Source organism: Thauera aminoaromatica, assembly GCF_000021765.1.
Lineage (GTDB): Bacteria > Pseudomonadota > Gammaproteobacteria > Burkholderiales > Rhodocyclaceae > Thauera > Thauera aminoaromatica.
The window spans coordinates 1,987,991-2,013,367 of the sequence record NC_011662.2 but is presented as its reverse complement, the minus strand read 5'-3'; the positions used below and the strand labels follow the sequence as shown (position 1 = coordinate 2,013,367).

At 68.3% G+C, this 25,377-nt stretch carries 26 protein-coding genes and 3 tRNA genes; 21 read left to right on the top strand and 8 right to left on the bottom strand.

Translation table 11 applies throughout. The features are described 5' to 3' along the window. The first annotated feature begins 98 nt into the window (after positions 1 to 98). Both TMZ1T_RS08870 and TMZ1T_RS08865 read left to right on the top strand, forming a co-directional pair. Positions 99 to 368: a hypothetical protein gene (locus tag TMZ1T_RS08870; protein WP_004317758.1), complete on the top strand. Its 270-nt coding sequence runs from the start codon at positions 99 to 101 to the stop codon at positions 366 to 368. 117 nt (positions 369 to 485) lie between these two features. Next, entirely contained in the window at positions 486 to 962 is a 477-nt protein-coding gene (locus tag TMZ1T_RS08865) for a thioredoxin family protein (RefSeq protein WP_012585187.1), read from the top strand. A 100-nt stretch (positions 963 to 1,062) separates the two neighbouring features. Here TMZ1T_RS08865 and TMZ1T_RS08860 read toward each other — a convergent pair whose 3' ends face one another. Together TMZ1T_RS08860 and TMZ1T_RS08855 are read right to left on the bottom strand one after the other, a co-directional pair. After that, a complete protein-coding gene (locus TMZ1T_RS08860; protein ID WP_004317760.1) occupies positions 1,063 to 1,581 on the bottom strand; it encodes a CreA family protein in 519 nt (172 codons plus the stop codon). A gap of 145 nt (positions 1,582 to 1,726) precedes the next feature. Beyond that, entirely contained in the window at positions 1,727 to 3,175 is a 1,449-nt protein-coding gene (locus TMZ1T_RS08855; RefSeq protein ID WP_012585186.1) for a tryptophanase, read from the bottom strand. A 320-nt stretch (positions 3,176 to 3,495) separates the two neighbouring features. Between TMZ1T_RS08855 and TMZ1T_RS08850 the strand changes: the two genes are divergently transcribed. Both TMZ1T_RS08850 and TMZ1T_RS08845 read left to right on the top strand, forming a co-directional pair. Beyond that, the gene (locus tag TMZ1T_RS08850; protein ID WP_004317764.1) at positions 3,496 to 4,023 is read left to right on the top strand and encodes a cytochrome c oxidase subunit 3 family protein; all 528 of its coding nucleotides are present in this window, start codon (positions 3,496 to 3,498) and stop codon (positions 4,021 to 4,023) included. Between the two features lie 10 nt (positions 4,024 to 4,033). Continuing rightward, on the top strand, positions 4,034 to 4,327 hold the full coding sequence (locus TMZ1T_RS08845) for a cytochrome C oxidase subunit IV family protein (RefSeq protein ID WP_004317766.1): 294 nt from the start codon (positions 4,034 to 4,036) through the stop codon (positions 4,325 to 4,327). 48 nt (positions 4,328 to 4,375) lie between these two features. Here the strand turns inward: TMZ1T_RS08845 and TMZ1T_RS08840 are convergent, their stop codons facing one another. Together TMZ1T_RS08840 and queG are read right to left on the bottom strand one after the other, a co-directional pair. Continuing rightward, a complete protein-coding gene (locus TMZ1T_RS08840) occupies positions 4,376 to 4,576 on the bottom strand; it encodes a SlyX family protein (RefSeq protein ID WP_004317769.1) in 201 nt (66 codons plus the stop codon). A 36-nt stretch (positions 4,577 to 4,612) separates the two neighbouring features. Continuing rightward, the gene (gene queG, locus TMZ1T_RS08835) at positions 4,613 to 5,713 is read right to left on the bottom strand and encodes a tRNA epoxyqueuosine(34) reductase QueG (protein ID WP_012585184.1); all 1,101 of its coding nucleotides are present in this window, start codon (positions 5,711 to 5,713) and stop codon (positions 4,613 to 4,615) included. 15 nt (positions 5,714 to 5,728) lie between these two features. Between queG and tsaE the strand changes: the two genes are divergently transcribed. From tsaE to ispH, 7 genes are all read left to right on the top strand, one after another. Next, positions 5,729 to 6,259, top strand: a complete 531-nt coding sequence (gene tsaE / locus TMZ1T_RS08830; protein WP_004310094.1) for a tRNA (adenosine(37)-N6)-threonylcarbamoyltransferase complex ATPase subunit type 1 TsaE — start codon at positions 5,729 to 5,731, stop codon at positions 6,257 to 6,259. Further along, positions 6,199 to 7,596 carry an N-acetylmuramoyl-L-alanine amidase gene (locus TMZ1T_RS08825; protein ID WP_004310092.1) on the top strand — a complete coding sequence of 466 codons (1,398 nt, stop codon included), beginning with the start codon at positions 6,199 to 6,201 and terminating at the stop codon, positions 7,594 to 7,596. The genes tsaE and TMZ1T_RS08825 overlap by 61 nt, the downstream gene beginning before the upstream one ends. 93 nt (positions 7,597 to 7,689) lie before the next feature. Continuing rightward, entirely contained in the window at positions 7,690 to 8,628 is a 939-nt protein-coding gene (locus TMZ1T_RS08820) for a bifunctional riboflavin kinase/FAD synthetase (protein ID WP_004310090.1), read from the top strand. 44 nt (positions 8,629 to 8,672) lie between these two features. Continuing rightward, complete coding sequence (gene ileS, locus TMZ1T_RS08815; RefSeq protein WP_004310088.1) at positions 8,673 to 11,501, top strand: isoleucine--tRNA ligase; 2,829 nt, start codon at positions 8,673 to 8,675, stop codon at positions 11,499 to 11,501. A gap of 13 nt (positions 11,502 to 11,514) precedes the next feature. Continuing rightward, positions 11,515 to 12,051, top strand: a complete 537-nt coding sequence (lspA, locus tag TMZ1T_RS08810) for a signal peptidase II (RefSeq protein WP_012585183.1) — start codon at positions 11,515 to 11,517, stop codon at positions 12,049 to 12,051. Further along, positions 12,048 to 12,476: an FKBP-type peptidyl-prolyl cis-trans isomerase gene (locus TMZ1T_RS08805; protein ID WP_004310084.1), complete on the top strand. Its 429-nt coding sequence runs from the start codon at positions 12,048 to 12,050 to the stop codon at positions 12,474 to 12,476. The genes lspA and TMZ1T_RS08805 overlap by 4 nt, the downstream gene beginning before the upstream one ends. A gap of 32 nt (positions 12,477 to 12,508) precedes the next feature. Then, complete coding sequence (gene ispH / locus TMZ1T_RS08800; protein ID WP_004310083.1) at positions 12,509 to 13,447, top strand: 4-hydroxy-3-methylbut-2-enyl diphosphate reductase; 939 nt, start codon at positions 12,509 to 12,511, stop codon at positions 13,445 to 13,447. A 195-nt stretch (positions 13,448 to 13,642) separates the two neighbouring features. Here the strand turns inward: ispH and TMZ1T_RS08795 are convergent, their stop codons facing one another. Further along, the gene (locus TMZ1T_RS08795; protein WP_004310081.1) at positions 13,643 to 14,749 is read right to left on the bottom strand and encodes an aromatic ring-hydroxylating oxygenase subunit alpha; all 1,107 of its coding nucleotides are present in this window, start codon (positions 14,747 to 14,749) and stop codon (positions 13,643 to 13,645) included. Positions 14,750 to 14,875: 126 nt separating this feature from the next. Between TMZ1T_RS08795 and TMZ1T_RS08790 the strand changes: the two genes are divergently transcribed. From TMZ1T_RS08790 to TMZ1T_RS08755, 8 genes are all read left to right on the top strand, one after another. Next, positions 14,876 to 15,130 (top strand): exodeoxyribonuclease VII small subunit, encoded by a 255-nt coding sequence (locus tag TMZ1T_RS08790; RefSeq protein WP_004310079.1) that lies wholly within the window; start codon positions 14,876 to 14,878, stop codon positions 15,128 to 15,130. After that, positions 15,127 to 16,035 carry a polyprenyl synthetase family protein gene (locus TMZ1T_RS08785; protein ID WP_004310077.1) on the top strand — a complete coding sequence of 303 codons (909 nt, stop codon included), beginning with the start codon at positions 15,127 to 15,129 and terminating at the stop codon, positions 16,033 to 16,035. The genes TMZ1T_RS08790 and TMZ1T_RS08785 overlap by 4 nt, the downstream gene beginning before the upstream one ends. Positions 16,036 to 16,083: 48 nt before the next feature. Continuing rightward, a complete protein-coding gene (dxs, locus tag TMZ1T_RS08780; RefSeq protein ID WP_004310074.1) occupies positions 16,084 to 17,952 on the top strand; it encodes a 1-deoxy-D-xylulose-5-phosphate synthase in 1,869 nt (622 codons plus the stop codon). Positions 17,953 to 18,066: 114 nt separating this feature from the next. Further along, positions 18,067 to 18,876, top strand: a complete 810-nt coding sequence (folE2, locus tag TMZ1T_RS08775; RefSeq protein ID WP_004310072.1) for a GTP cyclohydrolase FolE2 — start codon at positions 18,067 to 18,069, stop codon at positions 18,874 to 18,876. Between the two features lie 126 nt (positions 18,877 to 19,002). Then, the gene (locus TMZ1T_RS08770; protein WP_187283041.1) at positions 19,003 to 19,353 is read left to right on the top strand and encodes a carboxymuconolactone decarboxylase family protein; all 351 of its coding nucleotides are present in this window, start codon (positions 19,003 to 19,005) and stop codon (positions 19,351 to 19,353) included. Between the two features lie 140 nt (positions 19,354 to 19,493). After that, positions 19,494 to 19,583 (top strand) — tRNA-Ser (locus tag TMZ1T_RS08765). 62 nt (positions 19,584 to 19,645) lie between these two features. Continuing rightward, positions 19,646 to 19,722: transfer RNA gene (locus TMZ1T_RS08760), tRNA-Arg, on the top strand. 42 nt (positions 19,723 to 19,764) lie between these two features. Then, positions 19,765 to 19,841, top strand: a tRNA-Arg gene (locus tag TMZ1T_RS08755). 141 nt (positions 19,842 to 19,982) lie between these two features. Here TMZ1T_RS08755 and TMZ1T_RS08750 read toward each other — a convergent pair. Then, positions 19,983 to 20,822, bottom strand: a complete 840-nt coding sequence (locus TMZ1T_RS08750; protein ID WP_012585182.1) for an alpha/beta fold hydrolase — start codon at positions 20,820 to 20,822, stop codon at positions 19,983 to 19,985. 196 nt (positions 20,823 to 21,018) lie between these two features. Between TMZ1T_RS08750 and TMZ1T_RS08745 the strand changes: the two genes are divergently transcribed. Next, positions 21,019 to 22,017, top strand: a complete 999-nt coding sequence (locus tag TMZ1T_RS08745; RefSeq protein WP_004310065.1) for a DnaJ C-terminal domain-containing protein — start codon at positions 21,019 to 21,021, stop codon at positions 22,015 to 22,017. A 109-nt stretch (positions 22,018 to 22,126) separates the two neighbouring features. Here TMZ1T_RS08745 and serS read toward each other — a convergent pair whose 3' ends face one another. After that, positions 22,127 to 23,419 (bottom strand): serine--tRNA ligase, encoded by a 1,293-nt coding sequence (gene serS, locus TMZ1T_RS08740; RefSeq protein ID WP_012585180.1) that lies wholly within the window; start codon positions 23,417 to 23,419, stop codon positions 22,127 to 22,129. 241 nt (positions 23,420 to 23,660) lie between these two features. Between serS and TMZ1T_RS08735 the strand changes: the two genes are divergently transcribed. After that, positions 23,661 to 23,924, top strand: coding sequence for a hypothetical protein (locus TMZ1T_RS08735; RefSeq protein ID WP_004310062.1), 264 nt, complete (start codon positions 23,661 to 23,663; stop codon positions 23,922 to 23,924). On the opposite strand, the gene TMZ1T_RS08730 is transcribed toward TMZ1T_RS08735, so the two are convergent. Further along, the gene (locus TMZ1T_RS08730) at positions 23,896 to 25,320 is read right to left on the bottom strand and encodes a replication-associated recombination protein A (protein ID WP_004310060.1); all 1,425 of its coding nucleotides are present in this window, start codon (positions 25,318 to 25,320) and stop codon (positions 23,896 to 23,898) included. The two genes, TMZ1T_RS08735 and TMZ1T_RS08730, sit on opposite strands and share 29 nt — an antisense overlap. Between the last annotated feature and the right edge of the window lie 57 nt (positions 25,321 to 25,377).

The window sequence follows — 25,377 nt, the reverse complement described above, 5'->3', positions numbered from 1 at the left end:
CCCGCGCCGGTGGACAAGGCTCTTGATGTGGAGCGGATTTAACGTTAACGTCAACGTTAAATCACGGCGTTCCGCCAATCGCCCAGCAGGAGGAGACCATGTACCCCCGCTCGCTCACCGTCCTCGAGGGTCGCCGCAAGGCCGCCGGCGCCCGTTCCGCCCTGGACACCGCCGAACGTGCGATCCGCCACGCGATCGGCGCCGGTTTCCGCATCGGCTGTCGCGTGCTCGTCGGACGCGTGCCCGGAAGCGTGATCGGCTATAACATCGCGAGTTCGGGCCGCTTCGGCGGCGCCGCCTATCCGCTGCTGGTCGAGACCGAATTCGGCATCGCCAAGTGCAGCATGCAGGAAGTCTGCCCGGCCTGAGCCTCACGCGCGGGCGGGCGCCAAGCCCGAGCCATGAACGCCACGCCCGTCCCCCCCGCAGCCGAGCCCTCCGCGTCTTCCGCCCCCTCCACCGCGGAGTCCGGGCGCTCCTCGCCCATGCCTTCCGGAGCCACGCCCTGCGGCGCACCCGCTGGCGCGCCTGCGCAGCCGACCGTTTCTGCCACGACCGCCGCCTCGCCCACCCGGGTCCTGCCGGTGGACCAGCTCGCCGCACAGCCTGCGACCGACGCCCCCCTCGTGGTGCTCGCACTGTGCGCGCAGTGGTGCGGCACCTGCCGCGAGTTCCGCCCCACGCTCGAGCGCCTCGCCGAGGCAAGGCGCGACGTCGTTTTCGCCTGGGCGGACGTGGAAGACGATGCCGAACTCGTCGGTGATCTCGACGTGGAGAACTTCCCTACCCTGGCGCTGTTCCGCGCCGGCGTCGCGCTGCACTATGGCGTCAGCCTGCCGCATGAGAGCGTGGTGGCGCGCCTGATCGAGACCTTCGCCGCCGCAGCACCCCGCGCCGCGCCGGGCTTGGCGGCGGAGATCGGAGCACTCGCGCGCCGCCTGTCGCAGCCGGGCGGCGGCTGAGGCGCCGACATGCGCACCCGCGCCTCCGCATGGGTTCGCGCCTTCGCTGCAGCCGCAAGCCGGCGCGGCGCACCGCGCACAGGCCTCGCGTGCGGGGCGCTCAACGCAGCGGGATGGCGAGCGCAGCCGGGACCGGCACGGCGGTGACGCTGTTCTGCGGGCTGCCCTCGATCAGCTTGTCGCTGTAGACGAGATAGACCAGCGTGTTGCGCTTCGGGTCCACCATGCGCACGATGCGCACTTTCTTGAACAGGATCGAGGCGCTCTGCGAGAACACCTCCTCCTGCTCGCGCAGCGGACCGGAAAAGGAGATGTCGCCGACCTGGCGACAGGCGACCGAGGCGTCGGACGTGTCCTCGGCGAGGCCGAAGGTTCCCTTGAGACCGCCGGTGCGCGCGCGCGAGACGTAGCAGGCCACGCCCTTGACGGAGGGATCGTCGAAAGCCTCGACCACGACCTGGTGGTTGCGGCCGATCAGCTTGAACGCCGTGTCGACGTGGCCCACCGTCTCGGCCACGGCCACTCCGGGCAGGGCGACACCCAGCGCGAGCACTGCGGCTGCGACCGAGGCGGACAGCGACGGACGACGCGATTCAAGTACCGCATGGGACTTCAGCATGAAGGCCTCCAGAAGGCTGCGAGACCGACATTATCGCACCCCCAAGACACCACCGGGATGCGCGCGTCCGCATCCGGGCGGCATGCCGCGGCATCGTGCCTTTGGCGCCCGGCGGCTCCGCGCCTGACGGCGCCGCCGGACGGCGTCAGAGGCTGTCGCCGAAGTCCTTGCGGAACTGCGCGACGAGTTCGTTCTGCCAGTCGGAAACCGGCGCGAGGCGGCCGTAGAAGAAGCGCAGGATCTCCGGCTCCTCGGTGAACACCAGGCCGCCGATCAGGCGCCGGTTGGCGTACAGCCACTCGAGGCGGTCCACCGCGTACTTGACCTGCGACAGCGTGAACACCCGCCGCGGCAGCGCCAGGCGCACCAGCTCCATGTTGGCGAAGAGTTCGCTGCCGTCAGGCTCGCGCTGTTCGGAAAGCGTGCCGCGCTCCATTCCACGGATGCCGCCGGCGAGGTAGAGCGCCGAGGCGAGCGCGCCCGCCGGGTACTGCGCCTGCGGGATGTGGTCGACGAACTGCATCGCGTTGATGTGGCAGCCCAGGCCGCCGGCGGGGGTGATCACCGGGATGCCGCGCTTGACGAGCTCGTCGACCATGAAGCCGATGAACTGCGGACCCTGGTTGATGACCTCCTCGTCCATGGTTTCCTCGAGGCCCACGGTGAGCGCCTCCATCTCGCGCACCGACATGCCGCCATAGGTCAGGAAGCCCTCGTAGAGGGGCACCAGGCCGCGCATGCGGCGGTACAGCTCCTCGCTGCGGATGCACATGCCGCCGCCGCGCGCGCAGCCGAGCTTGCGCGCGGAGAAGTAGATCACGTCGCACAGGTCGGCCATGCGGCGGGTGATGTCGCGGATGCTCAGGCCCTTGCAGGCCTCCTCGCGCTCCTTGATGAAGTGCAGGTTGTCGGCGAGCAGGCTGGCGTCCATCACCAGCATCAGCCCGAACTCGTCGCACACCCTGCGGATGTCGGCGAGGTTCTGCACCGAGAAGGGCTGGCCGCCGATCAGGTTGGTGCCGGCCTCCATGCGCACGAAAGCGATCTTGTCGGCACCGTGCAGGCCGATCACGTCGCGCAGCTTGGCGACGTCCATGTTGCCCTTGAAGGGATGCACGCTGACCACCTCGAGGCCCACGTCGGCGACGAGCTCCTCGACCTTGCCGCCATTGAGCGTGATGTGCGCCTTGGTGGTGGTGAAGTGGTAGTTCATCGGCACCACCGAGCCCGGGGACACCAGCACCTGGGCGAGGATGTTCTCGCACGCGCGGCCCTGGTGGGCGGGCAGGAAGAAGGGCATGCCGAAGATCTCGTGCAGCTTGTTCTCCAGCCGGGTGTAGGTGGCGCTGCCGGCGTAGCTGTCGTCGGCGATCATCATCGCCGCCAGCTGCTGGTCGCTCATCGCATTGACGCCGCTGTCGGTGAGCATGTCCATGAACACGTCGGCGTTGCGCAGCAGGAAGGTGTTGTTGCCCGCCTCGGTGATCGCCTCGAGCCGGCGCTCGACCGGCGGCAGGTTCAGCTTCTGGACGATGCGGACCTTGTGCATCTCGAGCGGGATCGACTCTTCTCCGAAGAACTTCACTTTCGCCATGACGGGCTGCCTCCTCGTGCGACTTGCGTGGATGAAGGCCGCCATCGGACCACGACGGGGATCAGCGGATGTTGATGCAGCGCAAGAGTCGTTGACGCGAACGGAAACATGATTCCGCCATCGCGCGCACTTCCTGAGCGGAATCAAGGGAAGCAAGCGGCCAGGCTGGCAGACTTGCGCTCAGTGCCTCATCGACGCGGCCCTGCGCCGCCCGCCCCGCCGTGACCCTTGCCGTGCCCCTCTCCCCGACCGCTCCAGTCCCGACCCTGGCTCCCCGACCGCCGCAGGCGGCCGCGGGGCGCATCCCCGGCAGCAAGGCGATGTGGGTGGGAATCTTCTGCGAGATCACCGAGTTCGCGCTGCTGTTCGCGGTCTTCTTCATCGCCCGCGCCCACCACCCGGAAGCCTTCCAGGCGGGCCCCGAGCGGCTCTCGCTGCTGGCCGGCACCGGCTATACCCTGATGCTGCTCACCAGCGGCTGGTGCGTGGCGCGCGCGCTGCACGCGATGCGACGCGGCGACCGACGCGCGACGGTGCGCTGGATGCTCGCCGGCTTCGTGTTCGGGCTGGGCTACCCGGCGATCAAGATCTTCGAGCTGCAGCGCAACTTTGCGCTCGGCCTCGACGGCAGCGCCGGGGTATTCATCGTCAGCTACTACTACCTGACCTTCACCCACCTGGTGCATGTGTTCTGGGGCCTGCTCGGCATGATGTGGGTGATCGCGCGTACGGGCCTGGGCGCCTACACCCCCGAAGAGCACAGCGGGCTGGAGGCCTTCGCCTGCTACTGGCACGTCACCGACATGATCTGGCTGATGATCTTCCCGCTCTTCTACCTGCTCGGATGAGGAAAGCCGCATGAGCCCCGAACGCAAGATCGATCTCGCCTGGCTGATGCTGGTATTGCTCAGCGTGGGCGGCGCGGGCATCGCCCGTTCCGACGCGAACGCCGTGCTGGTTGCGGTGGGCGTGTCGCTGGTGATGGCGATCAAGCTGCGTCTGGTGTGCAACTACTTCCTCGAGCTCCACGAAGCCCACCCGCGCATCCGCCGGGCCGTGCTCGCCTTCTGCCACGGCATGCCGATCCTGGTCATCCTCACCACCGCCTTCGGCGACACCCTCTCCAGCCTCACCGGCGCGCTGCTCGGCTAGGCCGGCCGACGGCGCAGCAGGCCGCCGCCTCGTGCAAGCCGGCCGCGCTCACCAGTGCGGCGGGATCTCGTCTTCGGGGCGAAGGGGGTCGCCCGGCTGCAGGGTCTTGACCTGCTGGGCGAGCTGATGCAGATGCTGGCGCAGCAGGTCGAGTTCCTGCTGCTGGCGCCAGACCGTGCGGTTGAGCTCGTCGAGGAGGTCCTCGGCGGCCATCAGCTTGGTCTCCAGCACGACGATGCGCTCTTCCATGGCGGGCGGTCCTGAATCGGTTTGCGGGCACGCATTCTAGCCGGCGGCGGCGGCCAGGCGGGCGAGCGCCCAGGCGACGTGCTCGCGCACCACCGCATCCTCGTCGTCCGCGCGCGCCTGCAAGGCCGCGCGCGCGGCGGGCGTCGCCGGGCCGTTGCCGAGCGCGACCGCGATGTTGCGCAGCCAGCGCGCGTGGCCGATGCGGTGGATCGGGCTGCCTGCGGTGCGCTCGGAGAACTCCGCCGCGGTCCACGCGAAGAGCTCGGCCAGCCGGGCGTCGTCGAGGCCCTGGCGGGGGGCGAAATCGGGCTCGCGGCCAAGCTGGGCGAAGCGGTTCCACGGGCACACGAGCTGGCAGTCGTCGCAGCCGTAGATGCGGTTGCCGAGCAACGGGCGCAGCTCCTCGGGGATCGCGCCGTGCAGCTCGATGGTGAGGTAGGAGATGCAGCGCCGTGCGTCGAGCCGGTAGGGCGCGACGATGGCGCCGGTGGGGCAGGCGTCGATGCAGGCCGTGCAGCGCCCGCAGTGCGACGCCACCGGCGCGTCCACCGGCAGCGGCAGGTCGGTGAGGATCTCGCCGAGGAAGAACCACGAACCGGCGGTGCGATCGAGCAGCAGGGTGTGCTTGCCGCGCCAGCCCAGGCCCTTGCGACTGGCGTGCTCGACTTCGAGGATGGGCGCCGAGTCGGTGAACACGCGGTACTGGTGCGGCACCTCCGCGCTGATGCGGTCGGCGAGCTTCTGCAGGCGGTTGCGCACCAGCTTGTGGTAGTCGCGGCCGAGCGCGTAGCGCGACACATAGGCGCGCTCGGGGTCGCCGAGCACGTCCATGGCCGGCGCGGCATCCGGCCAGTAGCCCATGCGCACGCTGATCACGCGCACGCTGCCGGGCAGGAGTTCGGCGGCGCGCGCGCGTTTCATGCCGTGGCGCACCATATAATCCATGTCCCCGTGGAAGCCGGCCTCCAGCCAGGCGACCAGGCCGGGTTCGGCGTCGGCGAGATCGACCCCGCCCACGCCGACCGCGTCGAAGCCGAGTTCGCGCCCCCACTGTCTGATCCGCGCAACAAGTGCCGCACCGTCGAGGACGGTCCCGTCGACCGCCGCCCCGTCCGGCGTCGGCAATTTTGTTTCCATTTGTCAGAGGTCCCGATGATCGAGTCGATCCAGACTGCCGATGATAACGGCGCGCGCCTGCAGGCGCATTTACCCGACGAGGCGGCCACCGTGGCGCTTGGCGGCGCGCTCGCCGGCGTTCTCGCGCCCGGACTGCAGATCTGGCTGCAGGGCAACCTGGGCACCGGCAAGACCACCCTCACCCGCGGCCTGCTGCGCGCGCTCGGCCACGAGGGCAAGGTGAAGAGTCCGACCTACACCTTGATTGAACCTTACGTGGTTTCTAGCTTAAACTTATATCACTTTGATTTTTATCGCTTCACCTCGCCCGACGAATATCTCGACGCGGGGCTGGACGAATACTTCGCCGGTGAGGGCGTCTGCATCGTGGAATGGCCGGACAAGGCCTCGCCCCATCTGCCCTCTCCCGACGTCGAAATCGTCCTGCAGGCCGGTGAATCCGGGCGGGATGTGGCGATCAGCGCAAACACGGAAGCGGGGCGAACATGCGTGATCGGACTGGTGAAAGCTTTGCGGGGCGCGGACCCGGCGCCCGGGACGACCTGAGTCTCGGCCAGACTCCGGGGCTTGCCGCCGCGGCCGAGGCCTTCGCCGCGGGGCGCATCGATCGCCGCGGCCTGCTCAAGTTCGCCGGCGCCTCGCTCGCCATGCTGGTGAGCCCGGTCGGGCTGGCGAGTTCGGCAAGCCTGCTCGCGGTGCGCGTATGGCCCTCGGCCGAATACACCCGCATCACCCTCGAGGGCTCCTCGCGCCTGCGCCACAGCCACATGCTGGTCGAGGACCCGCAGCGCCTGGTGGTCGACCTCGAGGGCGTGCAGCTCGACAGCGTGCTGCAGTCCCTGCCCTCGAAGGTGCTCGACTCCGACCCCTACATCCGCCTGATCCGTGCCGGGCAGAACCGGCCGGGCGTGGTGCGTGTGGTGATCGAGCTCAAGGCGGCGATCAACCCCCAGGTGTTCACCCTCGACCCGGTCGGCAGCTACGGCCACCGCCTCGTGCTCGACCTGCACCCGACCGAGGCCCACGATCCGCTGATGGCGCTGATCATGAAGGACTCGCCGATGGACGCCGCGATGGGCGACGCCGGCGGCAACACCGCCGCGGTGGCGCGCGAGGAGCCGCGCGAGCCGGTGCGCCGCGGCAAGCGTAACGAGCCGGCGGTCGATCGCCTGTACACCGTGGTGCTGGACGCCGGCCATGGTGGCGAGGATCCGGGCGCGATCGGTCGTGGCGGCAGCTACGAGAAGGACGTCACGCTGTCGATCGCCCAACGCCTCAAGCGCAAGATCGACGCCATGCCCGGCATGCGCGCGGTGCTCACGCGCGACGGCGACTACTTCGTGCCGCTGCACCAGCGCGTGGCGCGCGCCCGCCGGGTGCGCGCCGATCTCTTCGTGTCGATCCACGCCGACGCCTTCGTTCGCCCCGAGGCCAACGGCAGCTCGGTCTATGTGCTCTCCGAGCGCGGCGCCTCGAGCTCGGCGGCAAGCTGGCTGGCGCAGAAGGAGAACGATGCCGACCTCGTGGGCGGCGTCAACCTCGCCCGCCAGGACGGCCACATCGCCCGCACCCTGCTCGACCTGTCGCAGACCGCCACGATCAACGACAGCTTCAAGCTCGGGCGCGCCATGCTCGGCGAGCTCGGCACCATCAACCGGCTGCACAAGCCCGAGGTGGAACAGGCCGGCTTCGCGGTGCTGCGCGCACCCGACATCCCCTCGGTGCTGGTCGAAACCGCCTTCATCAGCAACCCGCAGGAAGAGCGCCGTCTCAACGACGAGGCCTACCAGGACAAGATGGCGATGGCGCTGATGCGCGGCGTCAAGCGCTATTTCGAGGAGCACGCCCCGAGCGGGCCGACCCGCGTGGCGCGGCTCGACTGAGGGCGAGCGCACCGCCCGCATCCCGAGCAAGTCTGCCCGCAAAGCCCGCAATAGCGGGCTTTGCCGCTATAATCGCGGCTTTTTCAGGCGCTTATGCAGGTTCACCGCGGGATTCCCGAGCAGGCCGACACGGCTGCGGTGCTCACCATCGGCAACTTCGATGGCGTGCATCTCGGCCATCAGGCGCTGCTTTCGCTGCTCACCGACAAGGCCCGTGCGCTCGGCCTGCCGGCGGTGGTGCTCACCTTCGAGCCGCACCCGCGCGAATACTTCAGCCCCGCCGACGCCCCTGCCCGCCTCGCCTCGCTGCGCGAGAAGCTGCTGCTGCTTTCCGCCGCCGGCGTCGACCGCTGCCACGTCTGCCGCTTCGACGCTCGCTTCGCCGCTCAGCCCGCGCAGGCCTTCATCGACGACATCCTGGTGCGCGGCCTCGGCGTGCGCCATCTCTTCATCGGTGACGATTTCCGCTTCGGCGCCCGCCGCCAGGGCAACTTCGCGATGCTGCGCGCGGCCGGCGCCGAGGGCGGCTTCGGGGTCGAGTCCATGCCCACGCTCGCCGTCGCGGGCGAGCGGGTGTCCAGCTCGGCGGTGCGGGCCGCGCTCGCGGAGGGCGACCTCGCCCACGCCGCGCGCCTGCTCGGCCGCCCCTACAGCATCGCCGGTCGCGTCAGCCACGGCGACAAGCTCGGCCGCCAGCTCGGCTTCCCGACCGCGAACATCCAGATGAAGCACCGCCGCCCGGCGCTGGGCGGTGTCTACGTGGTAAGCGTCGAAGGCCTCGCATCCGGCCCGGTGGCCGGCGTCGCCAACATCGGCCTGCGCCCGACCGCGACCGCGAACGGCCGCGCCCGCCTCGAGGTCCACCTCTTCGACTGGACGCAGGACTGCTACGGCGCCCACATCCGCGTACATTTCCTGCATCGCCTGCGCGCCGAGCAAAAATTCCCCTCGCTCGACGCGCTGCGCGCGCAGATCGCCCTCGACAGCCAGACGGCCCGCGACTGGCTGGCCGCGAACCCCCTGCCCGCCTGAAGGCCCGACGAACCCCGCCGATCCCACCGACTTCCGATCCCGCCATGGCCGACTACCGCAAGACGCTCAACCTGCCCGACACCCCCTTCCCGATGCGTGGCGACCTGCCCAGGCGCGAGCCGAACTGGATCGCCGACTGGCAGCAGAAGAAGCTCTACCAGCGCATCCGCAAGGCCAGCGCCGGCCGGCCCAAGTTCGTGCTCCACGACGGCCCGCCCTACGCCAACGGCAGCCTGCACATCGGCCACGCGCTGAACAAGATCCTCAAGGACATCATCGTGCGCTCGAAGACGCTGGCCGGCTTCGACGCGCCCTACGTTCCGGGCTGGGACTGCCACGGCCTGCCGATCGAGCACAAGGTCGAGGTGACGCACGGCAAGAACCTGCCCGCCGACCGCGTGCGTGAGCTGTGCCGCGCCTACGCCGCCGAGCAGATCGAGATCCAGAAGGCCGACTTCATCCGCCTCGGCGTGCTCGGCGACTGGGACAACCCCTACCGCACGATGGACTTCGCCAACGAAGCCAACGAGATCCGCGCGCTCGCCGAGATGACGAAGAACGGCTACGTGTTCAAGGGCCTGAAGCCGGTGAACTGGTGCTTCGACTGCGGCTCGGCGCTGGCCGAGGCCGAGGTGGAATATGCCGACAAGCCCTCGCCGACGATCGATGTCGCGTTCCCGGTATCCGACGCGGACGCCGGCACTCATTTGCGTAAACTCGCCGCCGCATTCGGCCTGGCCAGGCTCGACAAGCCCGCCGCCGCGGTGATCTGGACCACCACCCCGTGGACCATCCCCGCCAACCAGGCGCTCAACGCCCACCCCGAGTTCGACTATGCGCTGGTCGATGTCGGCGATCGTCTGCTCGTGCTCGCCAGGGAACTCGTCGAATCCGCGCTGCAGCGCTTCCAGCTCGCAGGCACCATCATCGCCACCGCCAAGGGCGCGGCGCTCGAACGCATCGAGTTCCGCCACCCCTTCTACGACCGCGTCTCGCCGGTGTATCTCGCCGAATACGTCGGCATCGACGCCGGCACCGGCATCGTGCACTCGTCGCCAGCGCACGGCGTGGACGACTTCAACTCGTGGCACGCGTACGGCCGCAGCAACGACGAGATCCTGTCCCTGGTGACGGGCGGCGGCCAGTACGTGTCCGACCTTCCCTTCTTCGGCGGCATGAACATCTGGAAGGCCAACCCGGCGATCGTCGACAAGCTCGCCGAGGTCGGCGCCCTGCTCTCGCACGGCAAGATCACCCACAGCTACATGCACTGCTGGCGCCACAAGACGCCGCTCGTCTATCGCGCCACCGCGCAGTGGTTCGTCGGCATGGACAGGGTCGCCGCCGACGGCTCCACACTGCGCGAGCGCGCGCTGCGCGCCGTGGAGGCCACCAAGTTCTACCCCGCGTGGGGCCAGGCGCGCCTGCACGCGATGATCGCCAACCGCCCCGACTGGTGCATCTCGCGCCAGCGCAACTGGGGCGTACCGATCCCCTTCTTCCTGCACAAGGAGACCGGCGAGCTGCATCCGCGCACCGTCGAGCTGATGGAGGAGGTCGCGCTGCGCGTGGAGCAGGAGGGCATCGAGGCCTGGTTCAAGCTCGATGCCGCCGAGCTGCTCGGTGCCGAGGCCGCGCAGTACGAGAAGATCAGCGACACGCTCGACGTCTGGTTCGACTCCGGCACCACGCACAAGCACGTGCTGCGCGGCTCGCACAACGACGGCCACCCCGAAGGCCCGCGTGCCGACATGTACCTGGAAGGCTCCGACCAGCACCGCGGCTGGTTCCACTCCTCGCTGCTCACCGGCTGCGCGATCGACGGCCACGCCCCCTACCGCAGCCTGCTCACCCACGGCTTCGCGGTGGACGGGGCCGGCCGCAAGATGAGCAAGTCGCTCGGCAACGTGGTGGTGCCGCAGGAGGTCACCGGCAAGCTCGGCGCCGAGATCCTGCGCCTGTGGGTCGCGTCCACCGACTATTCCGGCGAGCTGTCGATCTCGAAGGAAATCCTCGACCGCGTGGTCGAGGTCTATCGCCGCGTGCGCAACACCCTGCGCTTCCTGCTCGCCAACACCGCCGACTTCGACATCGCCACGGACGCGGTGCCGCTCGAACAGTGGCTGGACATCGACCGCTACGCGCTCGCCTTCACCCGCCAGCTCGCGCAGCAGGCCGAGGCCGACTACGCGAAGATGGAGTTCCATCGCGTCGTGCAGGCGCTGCAGGTGTTCTGCGCCGAGGACCTGGGCGCCTTCTACCTCGACATCCTGAAGGATCGCCTGTACACCACCGCCGCCGGCAGCCTGCCGCGTCGCGCCGCGCAAACCGCGCTGTGGCACATCACGCAGACGCTGCTGAAACTGATGGCGCCGATCCTGTCCTTCACCGCCGAGGAGGCCTGGACGGTGATCCACCCCGGCAAGGACGAGGGTACGCAGGATAGCGTGATGCTGCACACCTTCCACGCCCTTCCCGCGCAGGAAGGCGAAGCCGGGCTGATCGCGCGCTGGGAGACCATCCGCGCCGTGCGTGCAGAAGGCCTCAAGGTCATCGAGGCGCTGCGCACCGAAGGCAAGGTCGGCGCCTCGCTGCAGGCGGAACTGGAGCTCGCGCTCACCGCCGACAAGTTCGCCGCGATGGCCAGCCTGGGCGAGGACCTGCGCTTCGTCACCATGACCTCGGCGGCCACCCTGTCCGAGGTGGCCCGCGCCGAGGACGAGCGCGTCGTCGCCACCCCGAGCGCGGCGCAGAAGTGCGAGCGCTGCTGGCACTACGTCGACACGGTCGGCAGCGACGCCGAGCACCCCACCCTGTGCGGGCGCTGCGCGAGCAACCTGTTCGGCGAAGGCGAAACCCGCGCCCATGCCTGAGGCAGCCCGCACGATGACGACACCTCACCCGACGCCGCACGCGCGCAGTGCGCTGTCTCTGATGCTGCCCTGGCTGATCCTCGCCGTGGTGGTCGGCGTGCTCGACCAGGTCACCAAGCAGATGGTGATGGCGAATCTGCGCCTCGGCGAGCTGGTTCCGATCACAGGCTTCTTCGATCTGGTGCTGGTGTTCAACACCGGCGCCGCGTTCAGCTTTCTCGCCGACCACAGCGGCTGGCAACGCTGGTTTTTCACCATACTGGCCTTCGGCATCAGCGCCTGGCTGCTGACGCTGATGCACCACCATCGCCACGAAAAGCTGCTGCCGACCGCCTTCGCCCTGATCATCGGCGGTGCGCTCGGCAACGTCTATGACCGCCTCGTGCATGGCGCGGTGGTCGACTTCCTGCACTTCCACTACGCCGGCTGGAGCTGGCCGGCGTTCAACCTGGCCGACTCGGCCATCACCGTGGGTGTCGCGATGATGCTCTGGGGCCAGTTCTTTGGCCCCAAAGCCGGCGACCCGCCCCGACCGGGAGCACCATCTTGAGCGAAGCGATCCAGGCCAACAGCCTCGTCACCCTGCACTACCGCATCTCGCTGCCGAGCGGCCAGCCGCTGATCAGCACCTTCAACGCCACCCCCGCCACGCTGCAATTGGGCGCCGGCGAAATGCTGCCGGCGATGGAGCGGCTGCTGATCGGCCTGATGCCGGGCACCCACCACATCTTCGAACTGGCGGCAGACGAAGCCTTCGGCCCCTATCGCGACGAGCTGGTCGAGCGCGTCAAGCGCGAACACATGCCCGACGAGGAGATCGAAGCGATGAGCATCATGGAGTTCACCGCACCCGATGGCTCACGCTACTCCGGCCTGGTGCGCGAGATCGACGCGCAGTCGGCGCTGATCGACTTCAACCACCCGCTGGCGGGCAAGGCGATCCGCTTCGAGGTGCAGGTGATCGGAATCTCCTGAGCGCCGCCCGCGACACCCCACAGAGACGAAAGATGAACGACAAGGAAATCCTGCTCGCCAACCCGCGCGGCTTCTGCGCCGGGGTCGAGCGCGCGATCGAGATCGTCGAACGCGCCCTGAAGCGCTACGGCGCGCCGATCTACGTGCGCCACGAGGTCGTGCACAACAAGTTCGTCGTGGACGACCTGCGCGCCAAGGGTGCGATTTTCGTCGACGAACTCGACGAGGTCCCTACCGGCAATACGGTGATCTTCTCGGCCCATGGCGTCTCGCTCGCGGTGCGCGAGGAAGCCGAGCGCCGCGGGCTGCGCGTCTTCGACGCCACCTGCCCGCTGGTGACGAAGGTCCATGTCGAGGTGGCGCGCATGCGCGACCAGGGCAAGGAGATCGTCATGATCGGTCACAAGGGCCACCCCGAGGTCGAGGGCACGATGGGCCAGGTCGACGGCGGCATCCATCTGGTCGAGACCCCGGCCGACGTCGCCGGCCTGCAGGTGGCCGACCCAGAACAGCTCGCCTACGTGACCCAGACCACGCTGTCCGTGGATGACGCGGCCGCGATCGTCGATGCCCTGCGCACCCGCTTCCCCCGGGTCGTCGGCCCGAAGAAGGACGATATCTGCTACGCCACGCAGAACCGCCAGGACGCGGTGAAGTTCATGACCCCGTACGCGGACGTGGTATTCGTGGTCGGGTCGAAGAACAGCTCCAACTCCAACCGCCTGCGCGAGGTCGCCGCGCTGCGCGGCGTGCCCGCCTACCTGATCGACAACGCCGCCGGCATCGACCCCGCCTGGATCGAGGGCAAGCGCCGCATCGGCGTGACCGCGGGGGCCTCGGCGCCCGAGGTGCTGGTGGCCGAGGTGATCGCGCGCCTGGAAGAACTGAGCGGCGGCGCGGTGCGCAACCTCGACGGCGTGCCCGAGCGCGTGACCTTCGCGCTGCCCAAGGAGTTGCAGGACCCGCGCTGAAGCTTCGGAGCAAGGCGGGAGAGAATCGCGCCTTGCGTCGCTTCTGCAAGGCGGCGGTCGAGTCGCGTGTACTTGGCGGTCGAGTCGCGTGTACTTTCCTGTGGGAGCGACGCAAGTCGCGATCGTGGCGCCTTGAATCGGCGCCGCGCGTGATGGAATGCGCGAGCCGCAGGTCGCGCCTCGCTTCTCTCCGCTTCACCCGCCGATGTGCGGCTCCATGATGCGCCGGTAGAACTCGTGGAAATGCTGCATGCCGTCCTCGAAGGGCGACTGGTAGGGGCCGACCTCGTTGCGCCCCTCCTTCAGCAGCGCCCTCCGGCCGCGATCCATGCGCTCGCCGATCTCGTCGTCCTCGATCGCAGTCTCCATGTAGGCGGCCTGCTCGGCCTCGACGAACTCGCGCTCGAACTCGACGATGTCCTCCGGGTAGTAGAACTCCACCACGTTGGTCGTCTTATCCACATCCGTCGGAATCAGCGTGCTCACCACCAGCACGTGCGGGTACCACTCCACCATCACATTCGGGTAGTAGGTGAGCCAGATCGCACCATGCGTCGGCTTCTTCTCGCCGTAGTAGTCGATCACCGCCTTGTGCCACTTGGCGTAGGTCTCCGAGCCCGGCTTGGCGAGCGAGGTGATGCCCACCTTCTGTACCGAATACCAGTCGCCGAACTGCCAGCTCAGGTCCTTGCAGGTCACGAAGTTGCCCAGTCCGGGGTGGAAGGGCACGACGTGATAGTCCTCCAGATAGACCTCGATGAAGGTCTTCCAGTTGTAATTGCAATGGTGGACCTCGACCTTGTCGAGCTTGTAGCCCGAGAAATCGAATTCGCCCGCCACCTGCATCCCGGCAAGGTCGGCGCTCGCCGAGCGCGGGCCCTTGAAAAGCAGGCCATTCCAGCGTTCGAGCTCGTCGCGCCTGAGGCCCAGGCAGGGCTTCTCGGGGAAGTGCGGTGCGCCGAGCAGGTTGCCCTGGCGGTCGTAGGTCCAGCGGTGCACCGGGCAGACCACGAGCTTGGTCGTGCCGCTGCCCTGCAGCATGATCGCCTGGCGGTGGCGGCAGACGTTGGACATCTGGTGCACACCCGCCTCGGTGCGGAACAGCAGCTTGGCGTGGTCGAGCCACTCCAGCGAGCGGTAGTTGCCGACCTCGGGAACCATCAGCTCATGGCCGACGTACCCCGGACCGGCATCGAAGAGGAGTTTCTTCTCCAGTTCGAAAACCTGCTGGTCGAAGTACCACGAGACAGGCAGCTGGGAGGCTGCCTGGGCCAGTCGAGCCTTGGAAGCGATGTCGGACATCCCCGAACCTCCTCTTGCGGACAAGAAATCCGGAAAAATAAAGGGTTTAGTGTAAGACACCCCCCGTTTGACCGCCATACCCGCCTTCGGTTATTTTTCCGCTTTTGCCGCGCCAGATATCGATCCATGCCAAAGTCGGCATCCTCCCCCAAGTCGTTCGAAGCGGCGGTCTCCGAGCTCGAGGCCATTGTCCAGGAAATGGAATCCGGCAATCTGCCGCTCGAGGATGCCCTCGCGCGCTATCAGCGTGGCGTCGGCCTGCTGCGTCACTGCCAGACCACGCTCAGCGACGCCGAGCAGCGCGTGCGCATGCTCGAAGGCGACGGCCTCACCGATTTCCCGACCGAACCGACCCGCGACGGCGACGAGGCAGGCGCATGAACACAGACAGCAAGCTCCCCTCCTTCTCCGAATGGACGGCGCAGATCCAGCAGCGCACCGAGGTCGCGCTCGCCGGCGTGCTGCCCGATGCCGCGATCGCCCCGCATCGCCTGCACGAGGCGATGCGCTACGCGGTGCTCGGCGGTGGCAAGCGCGTGCGTCCGCTGCTCGCGCATGCGGCCGGCGCACTCGCCGGCGCCGCTGCCGAGGACCTCGACCGCATCGCCTGCGCGGTCGAGCTGATCCACGCCTATTCGCTGGTGCACGACGATCTCCCTTGCATGGACGATGACGTGCTGCGTCGCGGCAAGCCTACCGTGCATGTCGAGTTCGACGAGGCCACCGCCCTGCTCGCCGGCGACGCGCTGCAGACGCTGGCCTTCCAGGTGCTCGCCGAGCGTCCGCTCGGCACGGACCCCGCGAACCAGCTCGCGATGCTGAACCAGCTCGCCATCGCGTCAGGCTCGCGCGGCATGGCCGGCGGCCAGGCGATCGACCTCGCCTCGGTGGGCAAGCGGCTGGGGCGCGAAGAGCTCGAGTTCATGCACATCCACAAGACCGGGGCGCTGATCCGCGCCGCGGTGCTGCTCGGCGCGCGTGCCGGCGGCACATTGGGTGCCGACGAGCACGCACGCCTGGACCACTACGCCAAGGTCGTGGGCCTGCTCTTCCAGGTGGTCGACGACCTCCTCGACGCCGAGGCCGACACCGCCACGCTGGGCAAGACCGCGGGCAAGGACGCCGACAACGACAAGCCGACCTACGTGAGCCTGCTCGGCCTGGTCGACGCCCGCCGCCTCGCCGAGGAGATGCTCGACGAGGCGCGCGCCAGCCTGCGCCCCTTCGGCGCGCGTGCGCTGCGCCTGGAGCAGCTCGCGGACTACATCGTGCATCGCGCCTTCTGATCGCGCCTGACTGCGGCCCCCAAGAACAACCCAAAAGCCGGATCCCCCATGGCCCCCTACCCGAACCTGGAACGCGTCGGCTGTCCCGCCGACGTCCGTGCACTCGATCGCCGCGAACTCGGCGCCCTCGCCTCCGAATTGCGCGCCTTCCTGATCGAGTCGGTATCGAAGACCGGCGGCCATCTGTCCTCCAACCTCGGCACCGTCGAGCTGACGATCGCGCTGCACCACGTTTTCAACACCCCTCACGACCGCATCGTGTGGGACGTCGGCCACCAGACCTACGGCCACAAGGTGCTCACCGGCCGCCGCGAGGCGATGACCGGGCTGCGCCACTTCGGCGGCATCTCCGGCTTCCCGCGGCGCTGCGAGAGCGAGTACGACACCTTCGGCACCGCACACTCCTCCACCTCGATCTCGGCTGCGCTCGGCATGGCCGTGGCGGCGCGCGCACGCGGCGAGGACCGCCACGCGATCGCGGTGATCGGCGACGGCGCGATGTCGGCCGGCATGGCCTTCGAGGCCCTCAACAACGCCGGCGACATGGAGAACCTCAACCTGCTGGTGATCCTCAACGACAACGAGATGTCGATTTCGCCACCGGTGGGGGCGCTCACCAAGATCCTCGCCCGCATGATGTCGGGCTCGACCTACAACACCGCGCGCCGGGTCGGCGAGAAGGTGCTCGGCGTCGCCCCGCCGGTGGCCGAGCTCGCGCGCAAGGTCGAGGAGTACGCCAAGGGCATGATCGGCCCGGGCACGCTGTTCGAGGAGTTCGGCTTCCACTACTACGGTCCGATCGACGGCCACGACCTCGACGCACTGATTCCGACCCTGCAGAACCTGCGCAAGCTCAAGGGACCGCAGTTCCTCCACGTGATCACCCGCAAGGGCCAGGGCTACAAGCTCGCCGAGGCCGACCCGGTGCTCTACCACGGGGTGTCGAAGTTCGATCACACCGCCGGCATCCAGACCGGCAAGGGCGGTGGCAAGCTCACCTACACCCAGGTGTTCGGCGACTGGCTGTGCGACATGGCCAAGGCCGATCCGCGCATCGTCGGCATCACCCCGGCGATGCGCGAGGGCTCGGGCCTGGTGCGCTTCGCGCAGGAGTTCCCCGAGCGCTACTTCGACGTCGGCATCGCCGAGCAGCACGCGGTCACCTTCGCCGCCGGGCTGGCCTGCGAGGGCTTCGTGCCGGTGGTGGCGATCTACTCGACCTTCCTTCAGCGCGCCTACGACCAGCTCATCCACGACGTCGCGCTGCAGAACCTGCCGGTCGTGTTCGCGATCGACCGCGGCGGCCTGGTGGGCGCCGACGGCGCGACCCACCATGGCGCCTTCGACCTCTCCTTCCTCAGCTGCGTGCCCAACATGGTGGTGATGGCGCCCTCAGACGAGGACGAATGCCGCCAGATGCTCTACACCGCGGTGCAGCATGCGGGCCCGAGCGCGGTGCGCTATCCGCGTGGCGGCGGCAACGGCACCGCGCCCCGGGCACAGATGCGCGCCCTGCCGATCGGCAAGGGCGAGGTCGTGCGCCGTGGCCGCGGCATCGCCCTGCTCGCCTTCGGCAGCCTGCTCGGAGTGGCGCGCGAGGTCGCCGAGACGCTCGACGCCACGGTGGCCAACATGCGCTTCGTCAAGCCGCTCGACGTCGAGCTGGTGGCCGAACTCGCCACCAGCCACGACCTCATCGTCACCCTCGAGGAGAACGCGGTGATCGGCGGCGCCGGCGCCGAGGTCTCACGGCTCGTCGACGGCCTCGCCACGCGCCCACGCGTGCTGCGCCTGGGCCTGCCCGACCACTTCATCGACCACGGCGACCAAGCACAACTGCTCGCCTCGGTCGGCCTCGATCAGGACGGCATCCTCGCCAGCATCGCACGCGCGACCGGAGCCCCGGAGCGCGCCTAAAGGTTGAGCATTTTTGTCGGGAAAGATAAGATCGCCAGCAAAGTGCAACACGATTGCACTTTGCTGGCGGCTCCGGCACGCCCATTCCCCCGACCACCCGCAGGGAACCTGCCCATGAACACCCCCAACGCAATCGCCATCCCGGACGTGCAGAGCAGCGCCGACAGCCGCCGGATCGCGATCGACAAGGTCGGCATCAAGTCGATCCGCCACCCCATCAAGGTCGCCGACAAGCGCGGCGGCGTGCAGCACACGGTGGCCAGCTTCAACATGTACGTCGGTCTGCCCCACAACTTCAAGGGCACCCACATGTCGCGCTTCATCGAGATCCTCAACGGCCGCGAGCGCGAGATCTCGGTGGAGAACTTCGAGCCCATGCTGCGCACCATGGTCGAGCGCCTCGAGGCCGAGACCGGCCACGTCGAGATGAGCTTCCCCTACTTCATCAACAAGACGGCGCCGGTGTCCGGCGTGCAGAGCCTGATGGACTATGAGGTCTGCTTCATCGGCAGCATCGGCGAGGGCGGCGCCTACGAGTTCACCATGAAGGTCGTGGTGCCGGTGACCAGCCTGTGCCCATGCTCGAAAAAGATCTCCGCGTACGGCGCGCACAACCAGCGCTCTCACGTCACCGTCACCGCGGTGCTCAACGACCACCTGTGGATCGAGGAGATGGTGCAGATGGTCGAGGCCCAGGCCTCGTGCGAGGTCTTCGGCCTGCTCAAGCGCCCCGACGAGAAGTGGGTCACCGAGCGCGCCTACGACAACCCCAAGTTCGTCGAGGACATGGTGCGCGACGTCGCCGGCCAGCTGAACCGCGAGCCGCGCATCGACGCCTACGTGGTCGAGTCCGAGAACTTCGAGTCGATCCACAACCACTCCGCTTACGCGCTGATCGAGCGCGACAAGCGCGGCGGGGCCTGACCCCCGCCCCTTTAGCGGGGCCGTGTCGCGGGTGCGCTCGGGCACGCACGCCCGGCGCCGCGACGCGATGGTCGCAAGCGCGTCGGCGGAGTAAGATAAGCGTTTTCTGAAATAGGAGAACGCATGATGTCCAAGTCCCACGTCCAGATCGTGAGCGATGTCTCCAAGGCGCTCGCCACGCTGCGCAAGGAGATCCCCGAGACCATGCAGGGCTTCGGCGCGATGGCCAAGAGCTCGCTGCAGGACGGCGTGCTGAGCGAGCTGCAGAAGGAACTCATCGCACTCGCGATCGCCGTCACCCAGCGCTGCGACGCCTGCATCGGCTTCCACATCAAGGCGCTGATCCGCCTCGGCGCGACCCGCGAGCAGATCATGGAGACCCTGGGCGTGTGCACCTATATGGGCGGCGGCCCGGCCCTGATGTACGCCGCGGAAGCGGTGCGCGCCTACGAGGAGATGCTGCCGCAGGCCAGGTGAGCGCAGCCCGGGCCCGACCGCGGCCGCCTTGCCCGTCCCGATGCGCCGGTTCGGGGCTGGCGACGGGGTCTCTTCACTTTACCCCCCGCAAAAAACTGTTCACTTCCCGGAAAAAAACACTATAATGCCGACCTTCGAGCGGAGAGGTGGCAGAGTGGTCGAATGTACCTGACTCGAAATCAGGCGTAGGTGCAAGCCTACCGTGGGTTCGAATCCCACCCTCTCCGCCAATTTAGACTTGAAGTTGCGAGAACAGTCGTTATAATCCCGGTTCTTCGCAGTGCAGCAAGAAGCGCCCGTAGCTCATCTGGATAGAGTACCTGGCTACGAACCAGGGGGTAGGAGGTTCGAATCCTTCCGGGCGCGCCAAAAAAAGCCTTCCGATTTCGGGCTCTAAACGATTTCGGCAACGCGCCCGTAGCTCATCTGGATAGAGTACCTGGCTACGAACCAGGGGGTAGGAGGTTCGAATCCTTCCGGGCGCGCCAGTTTCGAAAAACGCCGACTCTTCACCGGGTCGGCGTTTTTTTTCGTCCTCCTTTTCCGTCCCTCCTCGTCGCATCGGCGCGCCCCCGCCCGATACCCGAGCGGCCCATCCGGGACCCGCCCGGATGCACCGCGCCGACCGCTCAGGACACGCACACCGCCCCGCCCTGCCGCACCGGCTCGAGGAAGGCGCAGACGAGTTCGATGACCGCGGCCGGACGCTCGCGATGCGGCACGTGGAAGGTGTCCGGCAGGATCGCCACCTGCGCCGGGCCCGCGGAGAGCTCGCCGATCGTCTCGGGGTGCACGCTCGTGCCGTACTCGTCATGCATGCCATGGATGGCCAGCACAGGGCAACGCACCTGCGGCAGTACAGACCTCAGCGACCAGGCCGCGAAGCCGGGATGCAACCAGCTCTCGGTCCACGCATCCAGCACCCAGCGCGCCTTGTCGCCGTGATAGCGCGCCAGGCGCTGCAGCTGCGATTCATCGACGAACTGCTCCTTGGCCTCGGCGATGCTGCTCAGGGTGAGGTCCTCGGGGAAGACCTGGGCCGACTCGGTGATCAGGGCGTCGCAGGCCCCGGCAAATGCAGCCGCGCAATTCACCGCCATGCCGCCGCCGACGCTGTGGCCGAACACCACGAAGCGCTCCAGGCCGAGCTGCTCGCGCACCGCCGGAAAATACGCCTGCGCCTCCTCGGCGATGAAGTCCAGCGCCGGCAGCGCCTCGCGCGCATCCGAGCGGCCGAACCCGAGGCGGTCGTAGGCGATCACCCGGCGCCCGCTCGCGGCGCTCAGCTCCGCCGGGAAGTCGCGCCACAGCTCGACACAGCCGAGCGAGTCGTGGAGCAGCACGATCGGGCTCGCCGGCCGCTCGCCGGCCGCCCCGGACGGGGTCCATTCCCGCGCGAAGATGCGCCCCTGCGGATGATGCACCCACGAGTCGCGGGGCTGGGTTTCGGAAGCTCGGCTTGGGCTCATCGTTTCGTCGTCTCCATGTATTCATTTTCCGCGTGTTCGCGCTCCGGCGAGTTCTGCCGGAGCACCAGGCCATACGATTCCGTATTGAACACGGCGCCACATTCTTTCATCCTTGGGAGATCCGTCAAGTGCGGGCGCAGCATCCGCGGGCAAGCTCGGTTAAGCTGATGCCCTCGCGGTCCTCACCCATTCGTCCATGTCCGACACCCACGCACTGCTCGGCCTGCCAGCCGGCGCGAGCGCGCAACAGATCAAGCGCGCCTTCCGCAAGCTCGCCATGCGATGGCATCCCGATCGCAATCCCGACCCCGCCGCCGCCGATCAGTTCAGGCGGCTGCGCGATGCGCACGACCGCCTGCTCGCCGCCCTGCTCGAAGGCAAGGAGAAGGCACACGAGGACGCGGCTGCCACCCAGCCTCCGCCGCAGCGCGGCGCGGACCGCTGGCAGACACTGGAGATCAGCATCGAGGAGAGCTTCACCGGGGCGCGGCGGACGGTCGAGGTCGAGCGCCGCAGCCCCTGCGTGCTGTGCGGCGGCAGCGGCATCGAGAAGCTCAGCGTGAGCCGCCTATGCACACCCTGCCGAGGCTCGGGCCGCTTGCACGGACCTGCGGGGCTGGAGCGCTGCCCGGACTGCGAGGGGCGGGGCTATCGCAACACGGGACCGTGTGGCGGCTGTGGCGGCAGCGGGGAACAAATGCAGACTCGTCATCTCGAGGTGCTCATTCCACCCGGGGTGGTGGACGACGACGAACTGCGTCTCGCCGGCGAGGGCGAGGCGCACCCCGAGCCGCGCCATCGCGCTGGCGACCTGCACCTGCAGATCCGCCTCGCCAGTCATCCGCTGTTTCGCCGCGAGGGCCGCGACCTGGTGCTGCGCCGCCCGGTCAGCGCGCTGCGCCTGCTGATCGGCGGGACCCTGCGCGTGCCCCACCCGACGGGCGTGCGCAGCATCGAACTCGAGCCCGGCCTCGCCCATCCGCGCAGCCTGCGCGTACCCGGCGCCGGCTTTCCGGCGCACGGCCGGCGCGCACGTGGCGACCTCGTCGTGGAGTTCGAGCCCGAACTCCCCCACGCCCCCGAACGCTCGCTGCACGGCCTGATCGACGAACTCGACCGCGCGCTCGCCGCGCGCGCCGAGCACCACTTCCCCGAGCTCGCGCGCTGGGAGTCGGTGTGGCTGGACGAGCACTGAGCGCGGGTGCAAGCGGCGGAGCGGGACGGCATCGCACACGGCACGGCCCCGCCAGGAGGCGGCTGGCGCGGGCCGCAAGGTCGGACCCGCGCCAACCGCCGATCGCCGCTCAGAGCGGCGCTTCGATGCGCTCGATGCCACCCATGTAGGGCACCAGCGCCCGCGGGATCACGATCGAACCGTCGGCCTGCTGGTGGTTCTCCAGCACCGCAACCAGGGTGCGCCCCACCGCCAGACCGGACCCGTTGAGCGTGTGCACCAGCTCGTTCTTGCCCTGCGCGTTCTTGAAGCGGGCCTGCATGCGACGCGCCTGGAAGGACTCGCAGTTCGAGCAGCTGGAGATCTCGCGGTATGTGTTCTGCGCCGGCAGCCACACCTCGAGATCGTAGGTCTTCGCAGCCGAGAAGCCCATGTCGCCGGTGCACAGCGTGATCACCCGGTAGGGCAGCTCGAGCTTCTGCAGGATGGCCTCGGCGTGGCCGACCATCTGTTCGAGCGCCTCCTTGCTCTTCGCCGGCTCGACGATCTGCACCATCTCGACCTTGTCGAACTGGTGCTGGCGGATCATGCCGCGCACGTCGCGCCCGCCGCTGCCCGCCTCGGAGCGGAAGCAGGGGCTATGCGCGGTAAGACGGATCGGCAGGCTCTCGAGCGCGAGCACCTCCTCGCGCACGCTGTTGGTGAGCGTGATCTCTGCGGTCGGGATCAGGTACTGCTCGAGGCCCTCCTCGTCGCCGCCGCGCAGCACCCAGAACAGATCCTCCTTGAACTTGGGCAGCTGACCGGTGCCGTAGAGCGCCGAGCCATTGACGATGTAGGGCGTGTAGCACTCGGTGTAGCCGTGCTCGCGGGTGTGGGTGTCGAGCATGAACTGCGCGAGCGCGCGATGCAGGCGCGCCACCGGACCGCGCAGGAAGGCGAAGCGCGAGCCCGACAGCTTGGCGCCGGTCTCGAAGTCGAGGCCGAGCGGAGCGCCGAGGTCCACGTGGTCGCGCACCTCGAAGTCGTAGGCGCGCGGCGTACCCCAGCGCCGCACCTCGACGTTGCCGGTCTCGTCTGCGCCCGCCGGAACATCGTCCTGCGGCAGGTTCGGCAGGGTGGCCAGGAAGGCGTTGATGCGCTCGAGCAGCATCGGCAGGGCCTGCTCGCAGGCCTTGAGCCCGTCGCCGAGCTGGGCGACCTCGGCCATCACCGCGGAGGCGTCCTCGCCCTTGCCCTTGAGCATGCCGATCTGCTTGGACAGCGCGTTGCGGCGGGCCTGCAGTTCCTGGGTGCGGGTCTGCAACTGCTTGCGCTCGTCCTCGAGGGCCTGGAAGGCGGCGGTGTCGAGCTCCAGCCCGCGCGTGGCGAGGCGTGCGGCGACGTGGTCGAGCTGGGTGCGGAGAAGCTGGATATCGAGCATCGGAAACGTTCCTGAAAAGCGATCGGCAAAAGTTGATGCGGATTCTCGGAAAACCGTCGCAGGCGACTGATTACATGGCGGGGTTGCGCGACAAGACCTCGCGCTTCGCAAAATCGGCTTTCTTAATCAACGACTTGGTTCTGGTTCTGAATTTCTATCGAACTTGTAAAAGCGGATCGGTCCACTATCCTTGAGTTGACGACAAAGCCGCATCAGACGGCCCGGACCTGGAGGAAACGGCATGCTATCCATTCGCGACTGCCTGGACTACTGCGATCTCACCGACGAGGAGGTGTTGTTGATTGCCGAGCATGAGGACATCCCGGATGCCGCCGCCGCACAGCTTTGCTGCGGGCTCGTGCAGACGCCGGAGGGCGTGCTGGCACTCACGCACTACATGCGCGAACTCATCGAGCGTGCCAATGCATGCGGGGACGTGCGCAAGGCCAAACTGGCGGCTTCCGTCTGCGAGCGTTTCATGAAGGATCATCCCCTCCCCCACTGATTCTCTCCTCGCCCGGCGTACCTTTGCTCGCCGGGACTTCGCGCGAGGCGCCGCCCGCAGATGGCGACGGCCTCGCGTATTGTTTTCCGCCCTCCGCCGCCTTGCGGTCGAGTTCGCGCAGCCAAGCGAGCTTCTGGCCGATCTTGCCTTCAAGGCCGCGCGGAGTGGGTTGGTACCACCCGGGCGACTGCATTCCCTCGGGGAAATAATTCTCGCCCGCGGCATAGGCCTCGGGCTCGTCGTGCGCGTAGCGGTAGGCCTTGCCGTAGTCGAGCGCCTTCATCAGCTTGGTCGGCGCGTTGCGCAGGTGCAGCGGCACCGGACGCGAGCCGTCGTGGGCGACAAAGGCGCGCGCGGCCTTGTAGGCCTTGTAGGCGGCGTTGGACTTGGCCGCGCAGGCCATGAAGATTGTCGCCTGGGCGAGCGCGAGTTCGCCCTCGGGAGAACCGAGGCGCTCGTAGGTGTGGCAGGCATTGAGCGCGATCTCGAGCGCACGCGGATCGGCCAGGCCGATGTCCTCCACCGCCATGCGGATCAGCCGCCGGCCGAGGTAGAGCGGATCGGCGCCGCCGTCGAGCATGCGGCACAGCCAGTACAGCGAGGCATCCGGATCCGAGCCGCGCACCGACTTGTGCAGGGCGGAAATCTGGTCGTAGAAGGCCTCTCCGCCCTTGTCGAAGCGGCGCAGGTTGCGCGACAGGGCCTGGTCGACGAAGGTGGCGCTCACCGGATCGACCTTCGCGGTCTCGGCGGCAACCTGGACCTGTTCGATCAGGTTCATCAGCCTGCGCGCGTCGCCGTCGGCAAAGCCGATCAGGCGCTCGCGCGCATCCTCGTCGAAGCCGAGCGTCGGGCAGGCGATCGCGTGCGCGCGCTCGAACAGGCGCAGCATGGCATCGTGGTCGAGCGACTCCAGCACATACACCGCGGCGCGCGACAGCAGCGCGGAGTTGACCTCGAACGAAGGGTTCTCGGTGGTGGCGCCGATGAAGGTCACCAGGCCCTGCTCGACGTAGGGCAGGAAAGCGTCCTGCTGCGCCTTGTTGAAGCGGTGCACCTCGTCGACGAAGAGGATGGTGTGGCGACCGCGCGCCTTGGCGGCCTGGGCCTGCTGGATCGCCTCGCGGATCTCCTTGACCCCGGAGAACACCGCGGACAGGGCGACGAACTCGGCGTCGAAGCCGCGCGCCATCAGCCGTGCGAGCGTGGTCTTGCCGACGCCGGGCGGGCCCCACAGAATCATCGAGTGCGGCCGGCGCGACTCGAAGGCCAGTCGCAGCGGCTTGCCCGGTCCCAACAGGTGTGACTGGCCGGCGACCTCGTCGAGGGTGTGCGGCCGCATGCGCTCAGCGAGCGGCACCTGCGGCGGCTCGAGGGCGTCGAACAGGTCGGTCATGCGGAGCCCCCTTGCAGACGGCCCATGGACTCGGGGATCGATTGCGGCGTGCGCACG